This window comes from Desulfococcus sp. (assembly GCF_041737845.1).
In the GTDB taxonomy this organism is placed as follows: Bacteria; Desulfobacterota; Desulfobacteria; order Desulfobacterales; family Desulfococcaceae; genus Desulfococcus.
Genome location: NZ_JBGSQX010000019.1, coordinates 1 through 20522 on the forward strand (window position 1 = coordinate 1; position 20522 = coordinate 20522).

Sequence of the window (20522 nt, forward strand, 5' to 3'; positions counted from 1 at the left end):
CGCCGGGCCGCGGCTGAGGGGATGATCGACCCGGCGGACGACCTGCTGCGGCCCCGCTTTTACGTCGTCCCCGGGCTGGGCGACGGGCTTCAGGACACCGTGGCGGCCTGGTGCGCCCGCCGGCCGGGGTGGATTGCCTAACCAGGACTGCCTTCTATATATATCGCAAAGCTGGTACTGCCATATGGATATAACGTTTTCTCGCAATATGAGCGCGCCGAGAGGCTCCATGCCATTTTCGATAACCATGGCCCGCGATGATGAAAATCTCGAGTCATGAATAGTCATGGTAGTCTTGAGAAATCCCGGCGCCAGAATACTGAAGCTTTGGATCAGTACGCTTCAGAGGCTGCATTAATATGGATATCACAGGTTATAGACAGATTTGTTGGAGCTATACGTGACACCGCCTGCCGTATGGGTGAGGCTCATAATCCTTACGGGGTAGGAAATCCCCCAGCCATGTTGCTTTGAACGTTAACTGATTCTAAAAACAAAAAAAAGGCAGGACATTACGTTCTGCCCTGTGCGCTGCAACATACTGGTTAATCAAATTAGGTTTTTTTCAGCTTCATACCACACTTGCAGTTTCCAGGCTTGTCGGAGACGGTGTTGCAATAGCATGATCCTCCGCAATTGCAATAGTAAATGCCCGTTCCTGCCATATCTACCCTCTTGACCGGAGTTCCACAGACACATTTGGTTGGATCTTTCGCATCCAATCCGCCACACGCACAACCTTCAGCGCATTGACAAAGTATGGCTTCGCTGCCTTCAACCTTGAGGACATGCCCCCATTTGAGGGGTTCTCCACAAGTACAGTTGCCGGCCTTCGTGCTCAGCGTGTTGCATTTGCATTCGGGGCCGCAGTTGCATGAATACAAAACGTCCTGCCGGTCAGCGGTCGCAACCCCAGACTGCATGCTTGTACACCCGGCCACCATCATTGTCAGGCATATGCCAACGATCAAAAATCGCATTCGTTTATCCCTCCTGTTATTGTGTGTCTGATTATACCCATATACCATAGATTTTGTACATACCATAATTTTGCAAAAAATCAATCCATTTAGCACCGTTGTGGAACGCATTGAAAATGATGAGAAAGTATTATAGGGAATCTGAAGCAATACCAACGCTGAGAGTATGTGGCTCAAATTAGACAAACAGGTTGCAGATATATTGAGAATATCCAAACAATAAGAAAATCTGTGATATCTCAACTCATGCTTTCTTACATTATTCAGGAAACATAGCCGATTCATGCATTCTGTCGGTAATCTTCAGTTTTCTGATCGATTCCTCGTTGACGTATTCGGGCGTATAATGCCGGGCGGACTCCTTGGGCAGTATATGCCTGCCGCATGAATCCCACCAACCAATCCGCAGCTTCAAAGCTGGAAAAGGTCCTTTTTTAGCCACCGGGCACCAAATGGGCACGAAAACAAAAAAAGGGCTTACAGCACAAGCCGTAAACCCTTTATTCCTATGGTGGGCGATACTGGATTTGAACCAGTGACTTCTACCGTGTGAAGGTAGCACTCTCCCGCTGAGTTAATCGCCCGGTAAGTTATGGGCCTTCTATAAAGGTTTCTCCCGGTGAGGTCAAGTGTTTTTTTCCGGCGGCGCGTCTCCGGCGGCTTGACCGGCGGCCGTCTCCGGAGGGCCGTCCGGCGCGTCCGTCCCGTCATTGGGCGCGGCGGCATCGGTGGTGCCGGCGTGATCCTTCGCAAGCTCCCTGGGGGTGGGCAGGTCCCTCAGGTCCCGCAGGTTGAACATCTCCAGGAATTTCCGGGTGGTGCCGTAGAGGAGGGGCCGGCCCGGCATCTCCTTCCGGCCCAGGATCTTGATGATCTTCCGCTCCAGGAGGACCCGCAGGACGCCGCCGCAGTCGACGCCCCGGATGTGCTCGACGTCGCTCCGGAGCACCGGCTGCCGATAGGCGATGACGGCCAGGGTCTCCATGGCGGCCTTGCTTAAGCGGGCAGGGCCGCTCTGGAGCAGCCGCCGGATCCATTCCTTGTGTTCGGGGCGGGTCCGGAGTTGATACCCGCCCGCCACCTCCGAAAGGTAGAAGCCGCCCTGCCTGCGGTCGTATTCGTCGGAAAGCCGCCTCAGGGCACCCCGGACGGCGTCCAGATCCTCGGTCTCGAGGACCTCCGCCAGGCGCTTGACGGAAAGGGGCGTGTCCGAGACGAAGAGCAGGCTTTCGATGATATGGGCGATCGCTTCGGTCACTGGTAAAAGAGCCTGATGATGCCGTTCTGGCAGTGCTGGGCAATGCGCACCAGCCCCAGCCTGCCCATCTCCAGGAGGGCGAGGAAGGTGGCGATCAGCTCCTCCTTGCCGGCGTCCCGTGAAAAGAGTTCGTGGAAGGTCACCGAGCCCTTTTCCTCGAGCACCTCGATGATGTGGGCGATCTTGTCCTGGATGGAGAACCGCTCCGCGTCCAACTCGACCGCGTGCTTTCCGGGCAGGTTTTCGATGATCCGCTGAAATGCGTCGATGAGTTCAAACAGGCTGACCTGGATGAACCCGCCCTCGGGGTCGGGCCGGATCTCCTCCGCGCCCTTCGGCCGGACGAAGGTGTCCTCGCCCAGCACCGGCCGGAGCGCGATCTCTTCCGCCGCCGATTTCATGCGGAGGTATTCGAGCAAGGGGCGGGTGATCTCGAGGCGCGGGTCCTCCGGATCCTCTCCGTCGATCTCGTGCGTCGGAAGCAGCATCCGCGATTTGATCTGGGTGAGGGTCGCGGCCATGAGAAGGAAGTCGCCCGCGACATCGACGTTCATGCGCTCCATCCAGTCGATATATCCGAGATACTGCTCGGTGATCATGGCGATGGGGATGTCGTAGATGTCCACCTCGTTCTTGTGGATCAGGTAGACCAGGAGGTCCATGGGGCCCTCGAAGATGTTCTCGACCCTGACTTCATATCGGCTGTCGGACATGGCGAGGCAGGCGGGTTGCCGGGCGGACGCTGCGGCCGCCCGGCCCCGGCATCAGATCCGGATGGCGGCCCGGACGTCTTCCATGGTCCTCTGGGCCTCCTCGCGGGCTTTGCTGCTGCCGGTGACGATCAGCTCGGCCACGATCTCCGGCCGGCTTTCGTAATAGGCCCGCTTTTCCCGGATGGGCGCAAGGAAGGCGATGAGGTTGTTGGCCATCTTCTTCTTGCAGGCCACGCATCCGATCCCGGCACTCCGGCACTGCTGGTTGATCTCCTCCACGAGAGGCTGGGGGCTGTAGAGCTTGTGGAAATCGAACACGTTGCAGATGTCCGGGTTTCCGGGGTCGCTTTTGAGCTTGCGGGCCGGGTCCGTGATCATCTTGGAGACCTTCTCCAGGATCTCCTCGGGGGAATCGGAGAGGTAGATGGCGTTGTCGTAGCTCTTGCTCATCTTGCGCCGGTCCCATCCCAGGATCTTCGGAGTCTCGGTCAGGATGGCCTGGGGTTCGGGGAAGGTGTCGCCGTACAGGTAATTGAAGCGCCGGGCGATCTCCCGGGTGATCTCCACGTGGGGCACCTGGTCGACGCCCACGGGAACGCCGTCGGCTTTGTAGATGATGATGTCCGCGGCCTGGAGCACCGGATATCCCAGGAACCCGAAGGTCGAAAGATCCTTGCTCGCAAGCTGAACGATCTGGTCTTTATAGGTGGGGTTGCGCTCCAGCCACGGCACCGGCGTGATCATGGAGAGGAGCAGGAAGAGTTCCGCGTGCTCCTTGATGTGGGACTGGACGAAGAGGGTGCTCTTTTCCGGGGAGAGCCCGGCGGAGAGCCAGTCGATCATCATCTGTTTCACGTACTCCGATATGTTCTCCGTATGCTCGTAGTTGCTGGTGAGCGCGTGCCAGTCGGCGATGAAAAAGAAGCAGTCGTACCGGTCCTGCATGTCGATCCAGTTCTGCAGCGCGCCGTGCAGGTTTCCCAGGTGGAGGGGACCCGTGGGCCGCATGCCGCTCAATATCCGTTTTTTGTCTGCCATGTGAATCGTTTCTCCTGAATTTCTGTTCGGATTGGCTCGATGTTCGGACCCTACATATATAATTCCCCACTAAAAAGCAATCCTGTTGGAACCGCAGGAGTCCCTCTTTAAAGAGACGTTGCCCCGTGCATGAATTTGGGGTAATCTGCCCGTGGCCGATGCAATCGGCGGTTTTTCGGAACGGCAGTTCGATGGCGAATCATTTTCTAACATGCGTCCGGTATGGATCGATGCATGGAATAACCGTTGTCGAGAGAGGGAGAGATGATGTCCTGCGTTCTGCTCAACCATGATTATTCGTTTCTCAATGTGGTGGACTGGAAGCGGGCGATGTGCCTGATCGCCAAGGGGAAGGTCCAGATCCTGGCCTGGTCGAAAAAGACCGTCCGGACGGCCGAAGGGATCGTCATGAAAATCCCGGCCGTCCTGAAGCTGATCAAGCTGATCCGGAGCCTCTACCGGGCCAGGGTCCCCTTCAGCAAGCGGAATGTCCTCATCCGTGACGGCCACCGGTGCGCGTATTGCGGGTGCCACGAGGGGCGGCTCACCATCGATCACATCATCCCCCGGTCCCGGGGCGGGGGGAACGACTTCGACAATTGCGTGGCATCGTGCCGGGCGTGCAACTGCCAAAAGGGCTCCAGGACCCCCCGGGAGGCCAATATGATGCTCCTGGTCCGGCCGTCCCAGCCCACCATATCGGAGTTTCTCCGCTTGAAGGCCGTCAAAATGGGGATGGACGGGATCCTGGCGGACCTGGGCATCTATTGACCGACGGTCCCGCCGTCCTCGTACAGAAAGCAGCGGACCCACCGCCCCGGAAGGTGTTCGCGGAAGGCCGGGACCTCTTTCCGGCAGCGGTCCATGACATGGGGGCACCGGGGGTGGAAGTGGCACCCTTCGGGAGGCGACAGGGGGCTGGGGGGGTCCCCGGCCAAACCTTTTTTCTCCCGGACCGTGTTGACGTCGGGCACCGGCGCGGCCGCGAGCAGGGCCTGGGTGTAGGGATGGAGAGGGTGCTCGTAGAGGTCCGCCTTGGGCTGCAGTTCCACGAGCCGGCCGAGGTACATGACGGCCACCCGGTCGCTGATGTGGCGCACCACCGAGAGGTCGTGGGAGACGAAAAGATAGGTCAGATGGAACTGCTCCTGGAGGTCCATGAGGAGGTTGATGACCTGTGCCTGGATGGAGACGTCCAGGGCCGAGACCGGCTCGTCGCAGATGATCAGCTCCGGCTGGAGGGCCAAAGCCCGGCCGATGCCGATGCGCTGGCGCTGCCCGCCGCTGAATTCGTGGGGGTACCGGTTGATGGCCTCGGGCCGGAGCCCCACGACCTTCATGATCTCCCGCACCCGTTCGAGCCGGTCGGCCGCGCTTCCCACGCCGTGGATGACGAGGGCCTCGGCGATGATCCGGCCCACCGTCATGCGCGGGTTGAGGGACGAGTAGGGGTCCTGGAAGATGATCTGCATCCTCTGCCGGAGGGGCCGGAGCTCCTTCCGGCTCAGGGCCAGGATGTCCCGGCCGTCATAGCGGATCTCCCCCGCCGTCGGCTCCTCCAGGCGCAAAATGGCCCGGCCCAGGGTCGATTTCCCGCACCCGCTCTCCCCCACCAGGCCCAGGGTTTCGCCCCTGCGGATGTCGAGGTCGATGCCGTCCACGGCCTTCACGAGGCCGCGTTTGCCGGCGACGCCGGAGACGGGATAGTATTTTTGAATGCCCCGCAGGGTCACCAGGTTTTCCCGGCCCGCCGATGGTTCGATCCGCCCGTTCGTCTTTTCCATCACGCCTCCTCGTACAGCCAGCAGCGCACCGAATGCCCGTCGGTCCGGATCAGGCCCGGCTCGGCGTCGAAGCACCGGTCGAATGCCCGGGTGCACCGATCGTTGAACTTGCAGCCCCGGGGAAGGGAAAGGAGGTTCGGCACCACGCCGGGGATGGCCTCGAGGCGGGCCCGGTCCGATGCCGTCACCCCGGGGATGGAGCGCATGAGTCCCTGGGTGTAGGGGTGCAGGGGGCGGTTGAACAAGGCCTTGACGTCGGCCTCCTCCACGATCCTTCCTGCGTACATCACCACCACGTGCTCGGCGGTTTCAGCCACCACCGCGAGGTCGTGGGTGATGAGGAGGATGGCGGTCCCGGTCTTCCGCCGCAGGGCGTCCATGAGTTCCAGGATCTGGGCCTGGATGGTCACGTCCAGGGCCGTGGTGGGCTCGTCGGCGATGATGAGGCGGGGGCTGCAGGCCAGGGCCATGGCGATCATGACCCGCTGGCGCATGCCGCCGCTCATCTGGTGGGGGTAGTCGTTCACCCGGCGCTCGGGCGAGGGAATGCCCACCTGGTGAAGCAGGTCGACGGCCCGGTCCAGGGCCGCCCCTTTGGACAGCCGCTGGTGGAGCCGCAGCACCTCGGTGATCTGCTCCTTCACGCGGAACACCGGGTTGAGGGAGGTCATGGGCTCCTGGAAGATCATGGAGATCTGATTGCCCCGGATCCGGCGCATCTGGCGTTCGGAGAGGGTCAGGAGGTCGGTGCCGTCGAACCGGATCTCGCCGGCCGTGATCCGACCGGGCGGGTCGGGGATGAGCCGCATGACCGACAGGGCGGTGACGCTCTTGCCGCACCCGGATTCTCCCACCACGGCCAGGGTCCGGCCGGGAAAGAGGGTGAAGCTCACGTCGTCCACCGCCCGGGCCTGGCCGCGGTCCGTAAAAAAGTAGGTCTTGAGGCCGTTCACTTCAAGCAAGGGTTCTGGCATGGGCTTTCCTTAAACGCGTTCCGGGGGGATCTATTCCCGAAGCCGGGGATCCAGCGCATCTCTCAGGCCGTCCCCCAGGAGATTGAACCCCAGGACGGCAAACAGGATCATCAGGCCGGGAAAGGTGACCGCCCACCAGGCCCGGAGGATGAGGGCGCGCCCGTTGGCCAGCATGGCCCCCCATTCGGGGGTCGGCGGCTGGGCCCCCAGGCCCAGGAAGCTCAGGGCCGCGGCTTCGAGGATGGCCGAGGCAAATCCCAGGGTGGTCTGGACGATGAGGGGCGCCAGGCAGTTGGGGAGGATGTGGACGAAGATGAGCCGCCCGTCCCCGGCGCCCAGGGCACGGGCCGCCTGGACGTAATCCTTGGAATACTCCTCCAGTACCGATCCCCGGACGATCCGGGCGTAGCGCGGGATGCTCACGATCCCGATGGCGATCATGGCGTTCCTCAGGCTGGGGCCCAGAAAGGCCACGATGACGATGGCCAGGAGGATCGAGGGAAAGGCCAGGAGGATGTCCATCGTCCGCATGATGAGGTTGTCGACCTTGCCGCCGTAGAAGCCGGCGACGGACCCCGCCAGGGTGCCGAAGAAAAGTGCGATGGAGACGGCCGTGACGCCCACCATCATGGAAATGCGCGAGCCGTAGATGATGCGGCTCAAGAGGTCCCGGCCGAAGTCGTCGGTGCCCAGGGGGTAGGTCCAGGAGCCGTCCTCGTCCCAGACCGGGGGCTTCAGCTTGTCGTAGAGGGACTGGGCCAGGGGGTCGTGGGGGGCGATCCACCGGGAGAAGAAGGCCATGGCCAGGAAGAAGGCGATGATGACGACGCCGGCCACGGCGATCCTGTTTTTACGGAGCCTCAGCAGGGCCTCGATCAGGGGGCCGCGGGATTTTTCCGCATCCGGGATGTCGTTTTTCGGGGGGGCTGGGATCGTGTTCATCCGCTCACCTTGATCCGGGGGTTTACCCAGGCATAGAGAATGTCCACCAGCATGTTGATCAGCACGAAGGTGGCGGCCACCAGCATGGTCCCCCCCTGAACCGCGTGGAAATCCCTGGCATAGACCGCATCCAGGATCCATTTGCCGATGCCCGGCCAGGCGAAGATGGTCTCGGTCAGGATCGCCCCGCCCATCAAAATCCCGAACTGGAGGCCGATGACGGTGATCACGGGGATGAGGGCGTTCTTGAGGCCGTGCTTCAGGTAGACGGCCCGGGGCGCCAGGCCCTTGGCCCGCGCGGTCCGGATATAGTCCTGCCGGAGCACCTCGAGCATGCTGGACCGGGTGATTCGGGCGATGATGGCCATGGGGATGGTGGAGAGGGTGAAGGCGGGCATGACGAGGTGCCAGAGGGCATCCTTAAAGGCCGGCCAGTTGCTGGTCAGGACGCTGTCCAGGAGATAGATTCGGGTGACGGTCTCCAGGCTGACGTCGTAGCTGAGACGTCCCGACAGGGGCAGCCAGCCCAGGTTGAGGGAGAAGACGATCATGAGGACCAGGCCGAGCCAGAAAATGGGCATGGAGACCCCGACGAGGGAGAAGACCATGCTGGCGTAATCGAAAATGGAATACTGCCGCGTGGCGGAGATGATGCCGGCCGTCATGCCGAAAACGGTGGCGATGATCATGGCCGCAATGGACAGTTCGATGGTGGCGGGGAAGCGGAGGGCGATCTCCGTGGTGATTTTTTCGTTGGTCTTGAGGGCGCGGCCCAGGTCGCCCCGGAGGAGGCGGGACATGAAAAGCCCGTACTGGACGTAAAGAGGCTTATCCAGGCCCAGCTCCTCCCGCACCTGCCTGAGGGAATGCTCCGAGGCCCGCTCCCCCAGCATCATCTCCGCGGGGTCGCCCGGAATGAGGTGGATCATGAAAAAGACGAGGACCGAGATGCCCAGCAGCGTGGGAATCAACGATACAAACCGGTGAAGGATAAATCGTGACAAGGCTTCTCCTCACACCCCGCCCGGGGCCGGCATCAGGGGAGAGCGCCGGCGGACGGCGTCTCCCCCGGCCGTCATGCGGCAGTCATGCGGTTATTCCATCCACACCCGCTGGAGCCGGATGCTCGCGGTGGGGTGAAGCTTGAAGTCCTGGACCTTTTTGAGGTTCGGAGAGACCACTACGGAGTGGGCCACGTTGATCAGGGGCACCTCGTCGTTGATCAGCTCCTGGGCATGGCGGTAGAGCTGGATCCGCTCGTCCTTGGAGTTGGCCTGCTTGGCCTTCAGGATGGTGTTGTGGTAATCCTCGTTCTTCCACTGGGTCCGGACGTTGGGATCGGCCATGCCGTCCAGGAGCACCGCGAGGAAGTTGTCCGGATCGCCGTTGTCGCCGGTCCATCCGAGCTGGAAGAGGTCCATCTCGAGGGGCTGATCCCGCTGCTTCTTGAGGTAGGTCCCCCACTCGAAGGTGACGAGTTCCACGTCGATCCCGATCTTTTTGAGGTCCGCCTGCATGGCTTCGCCGACCTTCATGCCGTTGGGGTTGTAGGGCCGCGGAACCGGCATGCTCCAGAGGGTGATCCGGGTCTGGCCGGCCGCCTTGAGCTTGCCTTCGAAATCAGCTTCCTGGAGGAGCTTTTTGGCGGCTTCGGGATCATAGGGATGGTCGATGATGTCGTCGTTGTATCCCCACATGGTCGGCGGAATGGTGTTCTTGGCCGTCTGGCCCAGGCCGTAGTAGATGTTGTCGACGATGGCCTTCTTGTTGACGGCCAGGGCGATGGCCTTGCGGATCCGCTTGTCCTGCCAGAGGGGCTTGGTGTGGTTGAAGCTGACGTAGCCGATGTTCATGCCGGGCTGGGAGACCAGCTTCAGGTTGGGGTCTTTTTTGGCCAGGGCGATGTCCTCCGGGTTGGGGGACTCGCAGATGGAGATGTTGCCGGTCTTGAGTTCCAGGAAACGGACCGAGTTGTCCGGAATCACGCGGAAGATGGCCTGATCCAGATAGGGGCGGCCGCCCCAGTAGTCGGCGTTGGCCTCGAGGATGATCCGGTCGTCCTTGATCCATTTTACGAACTTGAACGGCCCGGTGCCGACAGGGTTGCTCCGGAAGTCCTCCCCGAACTTCGTGACGGCGGCGGGGCTGACGACGGCGGCGAAATCCATGGCCATGTTGGCCAAAAACGGGGCCTCGCGCCGCTTCAGCTTGAAGACGACCGTGTCGTTGTCCACAGCCTCGATGCTGTCGATGGTGTTGTCCATCTCCATGCTGAGCCAGTACTCGGCCGGTGGCTGCTTCTCGGGAAACGCGGGCGGCGGGCCGACGAACTTGACCTTCTTCTCCTTCATCATCCGTCCGATGGAAAAAACCACCGCGTCGGCGTTCATGTCGGTGCCGTCGTGGAACTTGACCCCCTTGCGCAGATGGAAGGTGTAGGTGAGGCCGTCCTCGGCGACATCCCAGGAGGTGGCCAGGCCCGGGACAAGCTCCGTCGATTCGTCGGCGTAGAGCACGAGCTGATCGAAGACGTTGTCGCAGATCATGAACGAATTGCCGTCGGTTTCAAACGCGGGATCCAGACCGGCGGAGTCGCCGCCGCGTCCGAAGATGAGCGTTCCGCCGACCTTGGGACCGGCGGCCATTGCGACCACCGCCGTGAGTAACACCAGGGCCGCGGCCCACCATGACGCTTTTTTTAGCATATTCCCTCCTTCTCGATGTATCGGTTGATGTGAATATAGCAAACCATATCGGTCAGATAGCAGAAAAAGGGCATAATGTCAAAAATAGTTGCGGCATACTGCCGTTTTCTGAAGTAAAATATTCCCTCGGCCCGTCTCTCAGGATCGGGTTGACAGGGAATGAGAAGCGTCTATAATGAACCCTGTCCATCACCCCGTAACCCAGATCCGCAGTAACCAACGCCCAGGAAAACCGCCATGAAAGAGCTTCTGTCAACGAGAGAGGTCGCAACATTTCTCGATATCAACGAAAAAATGGTCTATTCCCTGATCTCGGAAAAAAGCCTGCCGGCCACCAAGATCACGGGCAAATGGCTGTTTCCGAAACACCTGGTCGAACAGTGGATCGAAGCCAACACCATCAACTATCCGGAGCCGTCGACCCACCTGCCGCCCTACCACGGCCTCCTGATCATCGCCGGGAGCAACGATCCCCTTTTGGAGAAGGCGATCACCCTCTTCAACCAGACCCACTCGGAGCATGTGGCCGTGTTCGGGAACCTGGGCAGCATGGGCGGGCTCCGGGCCCTCCGAAAGGACCTCTGCCACATGGCGTCGAGCCACCTGCTTCAGGAGGATGAGGCGGATTACAATTTCGGCTTCGCCAGCAGGGAGCTCGAGCGGATGCCCGCGGTCATCAATTTCTGCCGCCGGGAACAGGGCATCCTGGTGCAGAAAGGCAATCCCAGGGGCATCGCCTCGGTGGCCGATTTCGCGAGACCCGGCATTCGCATGGTCAACCGGCCTCTCAACACCGGCACCCGACTCCTGTTCGATCGGGCCCTTGCGGCCGCGGGAATCCGCGGCGATGAGATCGAGGGATATCACCGGGAGATCCCCAAGCATATCGACGTGGGCATTGAGATCCTGACGGGAAGGGCGGACGCGGCGCCGTGCATCCGCCCGGTGGCCAACCTCCTCGACCTGGATTTCATCCCCCTGCGCTGGGAGCGCTACGATCTGTTGATGACCCGGGAGCGGTTTTTCGAGCAGGGGGTGCAGCTCTTCATCGGGATGCTCCATGAAGCCCCGTTCCTGGCCCTTGCAAGGGAGATCGAGGGCTATGATGTGGGCATGGCCGGCAAGATGGTCTTCCCCGTGGAATAACGGCCGAAGGCGTTCCGCGGAAAGGCGGAGGAAAGGGGCGGAAGGGATGAATGATACACCTGTGATTCTCGTGACCGGGGCCTCCAGGGGGCTGGGGGCCGACATCGCCCGCTGGCTGGGCAGGGCCGGTGTTCGGGTGGCCCTCGTGGCCCGGTCGGAGGCGGCTTTGGCCGATGTCGCCCGGTCGGTGGCGGCCTCGGGCAGCGAAGCCCTGACGCTCCCGGCGGATGTCTCCGGCCGCGAGGCCTGCGACCGGGCGGTCGAAAAGACCCTGGGCCGGTTCGGGCGGCTGGACGGCCTGGTCAACAACGCGGGCGTCCTCCCGCCGGTCATGTCCATCGAACGGTCGGACCCCGAGGCATGGGGCCGGAACATCGCCGTCAACCTGCTGGGACCTTATTTTCTGATCCGGGCCGCTATTCCGGCGCTCCGGGCCGCCGGCGGCCGGGTGGTCAATATCAGCAGCGGAGCCGCCGTCAAGCCCATCGGGGCCTGGAGCGCCTACTGCGCCGCCAAGGCGGCCCTCACCCACCTCACGGCGGTCGTGGCCGTCGAGGAACCCCGGATCATCGCCGTCGCCCTCCGGCCGGGCGTCATCGATACCGAGATGCAGGCCCTGATCCGCCGGGAGGGGCCGTCGGCCATGGACCCTGAAAGAGCCTCCTATTTCACCAAGCTCAAGGAGGAAGGCGGGCTGGAACCCCCCTGGGTGCCCGCCCGCTCCGCGGCATGGCTCGCGCTCCACGCCCCTCCGTCCCTGAGCGGCCGTTTCGTCGAGTACGACGACCCGCGCGTGGCGGCCCCGGCCCTCGCCTTTTTCGGACAATCCCTTTCCTGAAACCGGCGATGACGGCATCGTCGTCCGCATGTTCCTGATACGGTAAAATCCGTAGGGGCACCCCCCCGTGGGTGCCCTCCGAGGGCAGGCACAGGGGCCTGCCCCTACGAAGACCATTCATTCGCATGGTCATGATATGGATCAATGCACGGGTGGGACCCGATCCCTGCGAATGTTGTCACATCGAAAAAAAAACTGACATCCCGGATCACCAATCCGCGGCCGCCCTCCGGGAACGGAGGGCGCAACAATTTTTATCCATTTGAATATATTTATAAAAATTGAGATCTCATTCCCGTGGCACAGGGTTTGCTAATTCTTGAGGCCAGATTGGAACATGCCATGATAGCCAACAGAAGCAGACAACCTTTAACAACGGAGATGAATATGTACACTGGAGATCCATATGGCAGAGGAGAAAAGAACATCGCGGGCGCCTTCCAGAAAAGCGCCGTAGACCCCATCATCAACGCCCGATCCATCGCCGTGGTCGGCGCCAGCAACCGCCCGGGCAGCGTCGGCCTCGCCGCCTTCAAGAACCTGCTCGGGGCCGCCTACAAGGGGGTCTTGTATCCGGTCCATCCCAAGGACAAATCGATTCAGGGGGTCAAGGCCTACCCCGCCCTGGAGGAGGTCCCGGACCCCGTGGATCTGGCGGTGCTCATCATCGGGGCCGAGCAGGTGCCCGGGGTCGTCCGGACGGCCGCGGCCCGGGGCGTGACGGGGTGCCTTGTCATCAGCGCGGGATTCAAGGAGATCGGCGGACACGGAGCGGCCCTGGAGAACCGGCTGAAGGATACCGTGCGGGAGACCGGCATCCGCATCATCGGCCCCAACTGCCTGGGGATCATCAATACCCATCCGGAGATCCGCATGAACGCCAGTTTCGCGAGGATCATGCCCAAAGCCGGCAATATCGCCTTCATCTCCCAGTCGGGGGCGCTCTGCACCTCGGTGCTCGATTACGCCGCCGGCCGGAATGTCGGCTTTTCCAAATTCATCAGTTTCGGGAATAAGGCCGATATCAACGAAATCGATTTCCTGAGATACCTCAAGGACGACCCGGACACCCACCTGATCCTGATGTACCTTGAAGACATCTCGGACGGCCATGCCTTCATGGAGATCGGCAAGGAGATCACCTACCACGCCGGTAAGCCGATCCTTGTGGTGAAATCGGGGCGGTCAAAGGAAGGGGCCAGGGCGGCGGCGTCCCATACCGGGTCTCTGGCCGGATCGGACGCCACCTATGACGCCATCTTCTACCAGAGCGGCATCCAGCGGGTGGAGGGCATCAACGAGCTGTTCAATTACGCCGAAGCCTTCTCCAAGCAGCCCCTGCCCCGGGGGAACCGGGTGGCCATCATCACCAACGCCGGCGGTCCGGGAATCATGACCACCGATGCGGCCGTCCGCCACGGGCTTACCTTAGCCACCCTCTCCGACCAAACCCGGGCCCAGCTCAAGGAGAGCCTGCCGCCCACAGCCAGCCTGGGCAACCCGGTGGACGTCATCGGGGACGCCACCCACGAGCGGTATGAAGCGGCCATCCGAAGCGTGATGATGGACGACGGCGTGGACGGCGCCATCGTCATTCTCACGCCCCAGGCCATGACCGACATCCTGGAGACGGCCGAGATCGTCCCCCGGGTGGCGGCCGATGTCAACAAGCCGATTCTGGCCTCCTTCATGGGCATGGTGGACGTTTCCGAGGGGATCGAATACCTCCAGTCCCACGGCATCCCCAACTATGTGTTCCCCGAGGCCGCCGCCCGGTCCATGGCCGCCATGGTCCGGTTCGGCGAGCGACTCGCCACAAGGGACCAGCGGCGGGAGATCACCCGTCTGCCCTGCGATACGGCCCGGGTGGCCGATCTCATCAACCGGAAACTGGGCGGTGGGGAAAAGGCATATATGCCCGAGGCGGAGGCCTACGAGATCTTTGCGGCCTACGGCCTCCCCGTTCCCCGGCACCGCATGATCCGCAGCCCCGCGGAGATTGACGGCGCCATCGCGGCGGTCGGCCTGCCTGCGGTGATGAAGATCGTGTCTCCCGACATCATCCACAAATCCGATGCCGGCGGCGTGAAGGTCAACCTCGCCACCGCCGACGCGGTGAAACGCGCCTATGACGAGATCCTCGAAAATGCCCGAAGGTACAAGGCGGATGCCCGGATCGAGGGCGTCTTCCTGGTGGAGATGGCGGGAAAGGGGATCGAGGTCATCCTGGGCGCGACAAGGGACCCGGCCTTCGGCCCCATCTGCATGTTCGGCCTGGGCGGGGTCTTCGTGGAGGTGATGAAGGACGTGACCTTCCGGCTCGCCCCCATGTGGGAGCTGAGCGCCGAGAACATGATCCGGCAGATCAGGAGTTACCGAATCCTCGAGGGGGTCCGCGGGAACCCGCCGTCGGACGTGGACGCCCTCAAGCGGTGCATCATGAAGCTCTCCCAGCTCGCGGCCGATCACCCCGAGATCCGCGAGCTGGATATCAACCCGCTCATCGTTTATCCCGAGGGCGGGGGGTGCGTGGTGGCCGACGGCAGGATCATGCTCGAACGGCCGAAAAAGTAGGCCTGGCGGCAAAAAGCGGGGGGCGGGGTGCCGCCCCCTATCCGTTCCTGTTTTTCCCCGCAGGAGGAAAGAGAAACGCCAGGACCCACATCAGCCCGGCGCGGACGCGGCCCAGGATTTTTTCCAGGATGTCGTCGATCTCGCGGATTCTGAAGAGCCGGCCGGCCCCGAAGAGAAGGCCCATGAAGGCCAATCCGACCAAAGCCGAGAGTGTAAGCGCCCCCAGGGGCATCCGGGCGTCGATGCCGGAGGCGAGCCAGCGCCGAAGCGCTTCGAGGCCGGCCCCGATGACGGCGCTCGCAGCGGCGATCTTGAGGTAATGGCGGTACACCCCGGCGCTTTCGGCGTTCTTCCCGCGGCGGTTCCACAGGGCATAGAGAAGCCATGCCTGAAAAATCACCGAAACGGCGATGGCTGCGGCAATGCCTGAGGCGCCCCAGAGCCTCATATTGTACCAGTAGAGGGGGATGCTGAGGAGGGCACCCGCCGAACAGAACACCGATGGGAACAGGGTGTTCCGGACGGCGAAATAGGCCCGGACGATGACGGACTGGGCCGAGAAGGCCACGGTGCCCGCCATCAGGAACAGGAGCAGGCGTGCCGTGAGGGCCGTCGCGGCCGCGTCGAAACGGCCCCTCTGGAAGAGGAGCATCACGATCTCGTTTCGGAGAACCATGACCAGCACGGAAAAAGGCACGACGACCGCGAGGTATTTCAGGGTGGTGTTGAGGAGCCGGTTCATCTCCGGCAGCCGGTTTTCGGCGGCCAGGCGGGCCATGTAAGGGAAAGAGGCCGTTCCCACCGCCTGGCCGAATAAGCCGACCAGCACGAACATGATCCTGAGGTCGTAGGTGAGGGCGGCGATGCTGCCTGCAGGGAGGTACGACCCGAAGTATTTGAGAAAAAATTCGGTCGAAAAGCTCATGGTGAGCCCCACCATGAGCGGCAGCGAGACGAGGACATAGGTCCGGAGGTCCGGATGCCGGAGATCGAACCGGAGCCTCATGATCATCCCGGCCCTCCTTGCGCCATGGAACTGGAGGGCGCAGTTGCCCGCAATGGCGCCGATGAGCGCGCCCCAGGAAAACCCTTCCATCCCGATCCATGGGCCGAGCAGGATGCCTCCGGCGATGATGCCCAGGTTGTAGACGAGGGGGGCCAGGGCCGGAACGGCGAAGCGTTCTTTCGCGAACTGGACCGCCATGAACAGACCCCCGGAAAAAAAGAAGAACTGGGCCGGCATGACGATCCGGGTCATGCGGACGGCCCTGGCCTTGAGGACGGGGTCTTCCAGTCCCGGCGCAATCAGGTCGATGAGCTGAGGCGCCAGGATCATGGCCCCGATGATGAAAAAGATGAGAAGGCTGCCGAAGCCGGTGAAAATCACGGAAAAGACCCGCCATCCCTCATCCTCCCGGTCCTCCGCGAGGTACCTCGCGAAGATGGGGATGAAGGTCACGGAGAGAAATCCGCTGGCGAGCAGGTGATTCAGGATTTCCGGAATGACGAAGGCCACCTGGTAGGCGTCGACCTCGCCCCCGGCCCCCCCCGCATAGGCGATGACCATCTCCCGCGCCAGCCCGATCACCCGGCTCAACAGCACCGAGGCCATCATGATGAGGGATGCGATGCCGACCTTCCGATAGGATGTCATGCCGTTTGCCGCCCGGTTTCGCGTTGTTGCGGGAGCTGCTCCAGCCGGAGGGCCGTCCCCCGGTTTCAGCGGACCCCACCATAGCACACGGAAACCGATCCAGGCCAAGATAAAATGGGCCTCCGCCCGGCCTGGGTGATCGAGAGCCGGACCCGCAGGACGGGGACGGGGGGACGGGCTTCACCGGGTTCTCCGCCGGAAGCGAGGTTTATTCTTTACATCCCAGCCATTTTTCTATTATTTTTTCTTTATATTAACGAAGGTTCACCCGGTATCCGGAAACGGCCCGGCCCGGGCGCCGTTTTCGCTCCACAATTTGGTCTTCCACGGGAAACGCTGCTCCTGTGGGACCTTTTATCTCTTTTTATTTCTTTATCCCATCGGAGGAAGTCCATGCCGCACGATCAGGAGGGAAACGCCCACGGTTGCGTTGATGGCTTAATCGACTACAGGGCCATTGTTTCCGTTATCAACGAGGGCGTGATCATTCTGCAAGACGGGGAGATCGTGTTTGTCAACCCTGCCTTTGCGCATCTGGTTGGAAAGGACGTTTCGGAAATCACGGGGAGTCCCTTTATGCAGTGGGTTTCCTTGAACTGCAACCAAACAGTGAGCCAATGCATTGACAGCGTTGGAAGGCGATCCGGGGAGGCGCACAGGATCGAATTCGAACTGGACGCCGACCCCGGACGAATGGTGGAGATGAAGGCGAGCGTTATCCGCTTCGGCGGAAAAAATGCCATTCTCTGCGCCCTCGCCGATATTACGGAACGAAGGAAAAAAAGCCTTGAAACCCAAAGGCTTCATACCCGACTCAGAAGCATCATTGATTCCATGCGCCATGTGGTGATTTCATTTTCCTACGGCGAAGAGGCCGATCGGGCGGTGGATCGGGATGCCGCCTTCTATGACCGGCACCTGGTTGAAATCAATCCCGCCGCTGAAGGCTTGTTCGGGGTGCCGAAGGAGGATTTTCTCACCAAAAAACGGAGCCTCTTCGATTTTATTCATGAAGAAGACAGAGAGCGGGTCATTCGTCATTACAACAACCTTCGCGAAGAAGGCATCGGGGAAATCACCTACCGGGTGATCAGCCCGAGCAATGAGGTCCGATGGGTCCTGGATTATGGGCGGGTGGAGTACCTTGACACAGGAAAAGTCAGAAGGGTCAATCACATTATCGAGGACATCACCACGGAAAAACAGGCGATTGACGAGCTGACGGTAAGCGAGAACAAGTATCGAAAAATATTTGAAATGTCCAAGGATATGATCTGCATCCTCAAGCCCGACGGCAGATTTATTGATATCAACGACGCCGGCCTTGAGCTGCTCGGTCTCGCGAGCAAGGAGGAGGCTTTTGCTCGAAACATGAACGAGTTTCATGTCAATCCGAGCGTAAGGCAGGCGCTGATCCAGGAAATGGCGGAAAAAGGAGAAACGACCCGCAGCAGGGTGATGCTCAGGAATACCAGGGGGGAAACCATCGAGGTCGACGTCCACGTGATTGCCAGAAAGGACGGGACGGGGAAAGTGGATTCCTACCAGGGTATCGTGCACAATGTCACCGAATCGGTAAAGCACAGGGAGCTTGAGGCCATCGGAATGCTTGCCGGGTGTTTTGCCGATGATCTCGCGTCGCCCCTTAGCATCATCATGATGGGGATCAACGCCATCGGCAACTTCCTGGGTGACATTCGCATGGACATTGATCGGTTGCAGGATCCTGAAAAAGAACACAACCCTGAAGAGCTTATTGAAGGAATTCGCTATTTTTTTGAGGAGATCGTCTATTTCAACAACGAATCCCTGCTGGCCTGCAGGGATATCATGGCGAGGTTTGAGGAAATCAGAAATCACTACTGGAAATTCAAAAAAGTCTCGGACGGATCCGGCGGCGTCATTTACCAAAGAGGGAGCAAGGCCGACGCGTAAGCAAAAGGGGGTGAACGGGGCGTCCGGACCTCACCGGGGCGCCGTCCCTCGCGCGCTTTATTCTTTACATCCCATCCATTTTTCTATAATTTTCCGTAAACTTCATGATGATTCGCCCGGCATCCGAAAATGAACCGGCGCGGGAGCCGGATTCGCCGTCACCCCAGCCCTGGAGAGATCATGCACCGTGAAAATTACATCAACGTGCTTCGCGATGAGATCGTGGAAACCGTCGCGAACCACCTGACGCCGCCCGCCGTGAAATACGGATTCAGCGAGGTCCCCCTGGAGGCGGACATCAAGTGGCGGCCGATGGTGCTTATCATCGGCAATTATTCCTCGGGCAAATCCTCGCTCATCAACGAATTCCTGGGGGCGGAGATCCAGGACACCGGCCAGGCCCCCACGGACGATTCCTTCACGGTGATCACCTACGACGAGGCCGTTTCCGACGACCCGAAAATCCGGGTGACGGAGGAGAGGGACGGCAAGGTGCTCCTCAACGACCCGGAATACCCCTTCTCCACCCTCAAGAAGCAGGGGCAGCGCTTTGCCGCCCATTTCAGGCTCAAAAAATCCAATTCCCCCTTCCTCAAAGACCTGGCCCTCATCGATACCCCCGGCATGCTCGACAGCATCACCGAGCGGGACCGCGGCTACGACTACCAGGAGGTCATCGGCGATCTGGCCCGGAAGGCGGGGCTGGTCCTTGTCCTCTTTGACGCCCACAAGGCGGGAACGGTCCGCGAGGCCTACAAGAGCATTCGGGACACGCTGTCGTCCGCCACCTTCGAGGACCGCATCATCTTCGTCCTCAACCGTATCGACGAGTGCAGCTCCTTCAGCGACCTGCTGCGGGTCTACGGGACGCTCTGCTGGAATCTGTCCCAGATCACCGGGCGCAAGGACATCCCGAAGATCCGGCTGACCTATTCGCCCAATGCGGCCCCCAAGGTCGGCGGGGCCGCCGCCTACCGGAAGGCCGAATACCTGCCTCTACTAGAAAACCAGCGCGAGGACCTGAAGCGCTCCATCCTCGACACCCCCCGAAGGCAGCTTGACCATCTGGCCAGCTTCGTCGAGATCCAGGGGGAGCGCCTCATCCATTACCTGGAGGCGCTCTCGACCTATCGGGAAAAGCGGCGTCAATTCCGCCTGCGGAAGATCCTGACCGGCAGTCTGGCCGGCATCTTTTTCGGCGGCGTGACGGCGCTCTTCGTGATGATGGTCGGACTGCTCAACCCGATCCTCATGGGCACGGCGGCCGGCGCCGGGGCCCTTGCCTTCATGCTCTTCTGGATGGGCTACGTTCAGAAGCGCCGGGAGGAGGCGTTTCACCGGCACATTGTCGAGAATGTCGACGCCCTGACGGATGTGGAGGACCAGACCCGGAAGGATTCCTGGGAAGCGGTCCGGGAGATTGTTCGGAAGCACCTGGTGAAAGAGAAGGGCGGATACTCCCTCTTCGACCTGAAACGGGACCTCTCCTCCCTCCGGAAAAGGACGGCCCGGGCCTCCCAGGAGATCCGGGAAGCCATGAGCGAGGTGGCCGCCCTGTCGGATGACGAAGACGCCGAATTCGAGATCCCGATCCTGTCCATCAACGAGGTCGCCAGACCCGTCGGGCTGGTGGATGACTACTTCCAGGACTACCGATACAATCTCTAAGGAGCCTCCCGATGATGGTGTTGTGGCGCAAGAACCTGAACGTCGTTTCTGCCGTGCTGGCCCTGCTGTCGCTGTCCGCCGGCCTCTCCCGGGCTGAAACCGGGATATGGGAAACGGCCGTACCGTCCCGGGCCTTCATCCTGAGGGCCGTCTGGGGCCATTCCCCCGAGGGGGTTTTCGCGGTGGGCGACGCCGGCAGGATCCTGCACTTTGACGGTTCCGCGTGGCGGACCCTGGCGAGCGGCACGGACAGGGACCTTGCGGCCGTCTGGGGCAGCGGCCCCGCCCGCGTGTTCGCCGCAGGCCGGGACGG

At 61.3% G+C, this 20522-nt stretch carries 16 protein-coding genes and 1 tRNA gene; 7 read left to right on the plus strand and 10 right to left on the minus strand.

What is annotated here, in order from left to right; all coding sequences use genetic code 11:
* Positions 1-1489: 1489 nt before the first annotated feature.
* The 4 genes from ACEW8N_RS02560 to trpS form a co-directional block, all read right to left on the minus strand.
* Positions 1490-1564: transfer RNA gene (locus tag ACEW8N_RS02560), tRNA-Val, on the minus strand.
* Positions 1565-1605: 41 nt separating this feature from the next.
* Positions 1606-2238, minus strand: a complete 633-nt coding sequence (scpB, locus tag ACEW8N_RS02565) for an SMC-Scp complex subunit ScpB (protein WP_373498228.1) — start codon at positions 2236-2238, stop codon at positions 1606-1608.
* Positions 2235-2951 (minus strand): ScpA family protein, encoded by a 717-nt coding sequence (locus tag ACEW8N_RS02570; RefSeq protein ID WP_373498229.1) that lies wholly within the window; start codon positions 2949-2951, stop codon positions 2235-2237. Before ACEW8N_RS02570 ends, scpB begins: the two co-directional genes overlap by 4 nt.
* A 51-nt stretch (positions 2952-3002) precedes the next feature.
* The gene (trpS, locus tag ACEW8N_RS02575; RefSeq protein WP_373498230.1) at positions 3003-3989 is read right to left on the minus strand and encodes a tryptophan--tRNA ligase; all 987 of its coding nucleotides are present in this window, start codon (positions 3987-3989) and stop codon (positions 3003-3005) included.
* 264 nt (positions 3990-4253) lie between these two features.
* On the opposite strand from trpS, the gene ACEW8N_RS02580 reads away from it, so the two are divergent.
* Positions 4254-4760, plus strand: a complete 507-nt coding sequence (locus tag ACEW8N_RS02580) for an HNH endonuclease (protein WP_373498231.1) — start codon at positions 4254-4256, stop codon at positions 4758-4760.
* Here the strand turns inward: ACEW8N_RS02580 and ACEW8N_RS02585 are convergent.
* The 5 genes from ACEW8N_RS02585 to ACEW8N_RS02605 all read right to left on the minus strand — a co-directional run bounded on the left by ACEW8N_RS02585 (position 4754) and on the right by ACEW8N_RS02605 (position 10394).
* Complete coding sequence (locus tag ACEW8N_RS02585) at positions 4754-5773, minus strand: ABC transporter ATP-binding protein (RefSeq protein ID WP_373498232.1); 1020 nt, start codon at positions 5771-5773, stop codon at positions 4754-4756. The genes ACEW8N_RS02580 and ACEW8N_RS02585 overlap by 7 nt on opposite strands.
* Positions 5773-6747 (minus strand): ABC transporter ATP-binding protein, encoded by a 975-nt coding sequence (locus tag ACEW8N_RS02590; RefSeq protein WP_373498233.1) that lies wholly within the window; start codon positions 6745-6747, stop codon positions 5773-5775. The genes ACEW8N_RS02585 and ACEW8N_RS02590 overlap by 1 nt, the downstream gene beginning before the upstream one ends.
* A 30-nt stretch (positions 6748-6777) precedes the next feature.
* Positions 6778-7689, minus strand: coding sequence for an ABC transporter permease (locus tag ACEW8N_RS02595; RefSeq protein ID WP_373498234.1), 912 nt, complete (start codon positions 7687-7689; stop codon positions 6778-6780).
* On the minus strand, positions 7686-8693 hold the full coding sequence (locus ACEW8N_RS02600) for an ABC transporter permease (RefSeq protein ID WP_373498235.1): 1008 nt from the start codon (positions 8691-8693) through the stop codon (positions 7686-7688). Before ACEW8N_RS02600 ends, ACEW8N_RS02595 begins: the two co-directional genes overlap by 4 nt.
* Positions 8694-8783: 90 nt before the next feature.
* Positions 8784-10394 carry an ABC transporter substrate-binding protein gene (locus ACEW8N_RS02605; RefSeq protein ID WP_373498236.1) on the minus strand — a complete coding sequence of 537 codons (1611 nt, stop codon included), beginning with the start codon at positions 10392-10394 and terminating at the stop codon, positions 8784-8786.
* Between the two features lie 237 nt (positions 10395-10631).
* On the opposite strand from ACEW8N_RS02605, the gene ACEW8N_RS02610 reads away from it, so the two are divergent.
* From ACEW8N_RS02610 to ACEW8N_RS02620, 3 genes are all read left to right on the plus strand, one after another.
* Positions 10632-11540, plus strand: coding sequence for a substrate-binding domain-containing protein (locus tag ACEW8N_RS02610; RefSeq protein WP_373498237.1), 909 nt, complete (start codon positions 10632-10634; stop codon positions 11538-11540).
* 46 nt (positions 11541-11586) lie between these two features.
* Positions 11587-12378, plus strand: a complete 792-nt coding sequence (locus ACEW8N_RS02615) for an SDR family NAD(P)-dependent oxidoreductase (RefSeq protein ID WP_373498238.1) — start codon at positions 11587-11589, stop codon at positions 12376-12378.
* 387 nt (positions 12379-12765) lie between these two features.
* Complete coding sequence (locus ACEW8N_RS02620) at positions 12766-14952, plus strand: acetate--CoA ligase family protein (RefSeq protein WP_373498239.1); 2187 nt, start codon at positions 12766-12768, stop codon at positions 14950-14952.
* Positions 14953-14989: 37 nt separating this feature from the next.
* Here ACEW8N_RS02620 and murJ read toward each other — a convergent pair whose 3' ends face one another.
* Positions 14990-16606: a murein biosynthesis integral membrane protein MurJ gene (gene murJ / locus ACEW8N_RS02625; RefSeq protein WP_373498240.1), complete on the minus strand. Its 1617-nt coding sequence runs from the start codon at positions 16604-16606 to the stop codon at positions 14990-14992.
* A gap of 393 nt (positions 16607-16999) precedes the next feature.
* Here murJ and ACEW8N_RS02630 point away from each other — a divergent pair, with 393 nt between their 5' ends.
* The 3 genes from ACEW8N_RS02630 to ACEW8N_RS02640 all read left to right on the plus strand — a co-directional run.
* Positions 17000-18541, plus strand: coding sequence for a PAS domain S-box protein (locus ACEW8N_RS02630; RefSeq protein WP_373498241.1), 1542 nt, complete (start codon positions 17000-17002; stop codon positions 18539-18541).
* A gap of 180 nt (positions 18542-18721) precedes the next feature.
* The gene (locus ACEW8N_RS02635) at positions 18722-20209 is read left to right on the plus strand and encodes a dynamin family protein (RefSeq protein ID WP_373498242.1); all 1488 of its coding nucleotides are present in this window, start codon (positions 18722-18724) and stop codon (positions 20207-20209) included.
* An 11-nt stretch (positions 20210-20220) separates the two neighbouring features.
* The coding region (locus ACEW8N_RS02640) for a hypothetical protein (RefSeq protein WP_373498243.1) at positions 20221-20522 on the plus strand (302 nt) is incomplete at its 3' end.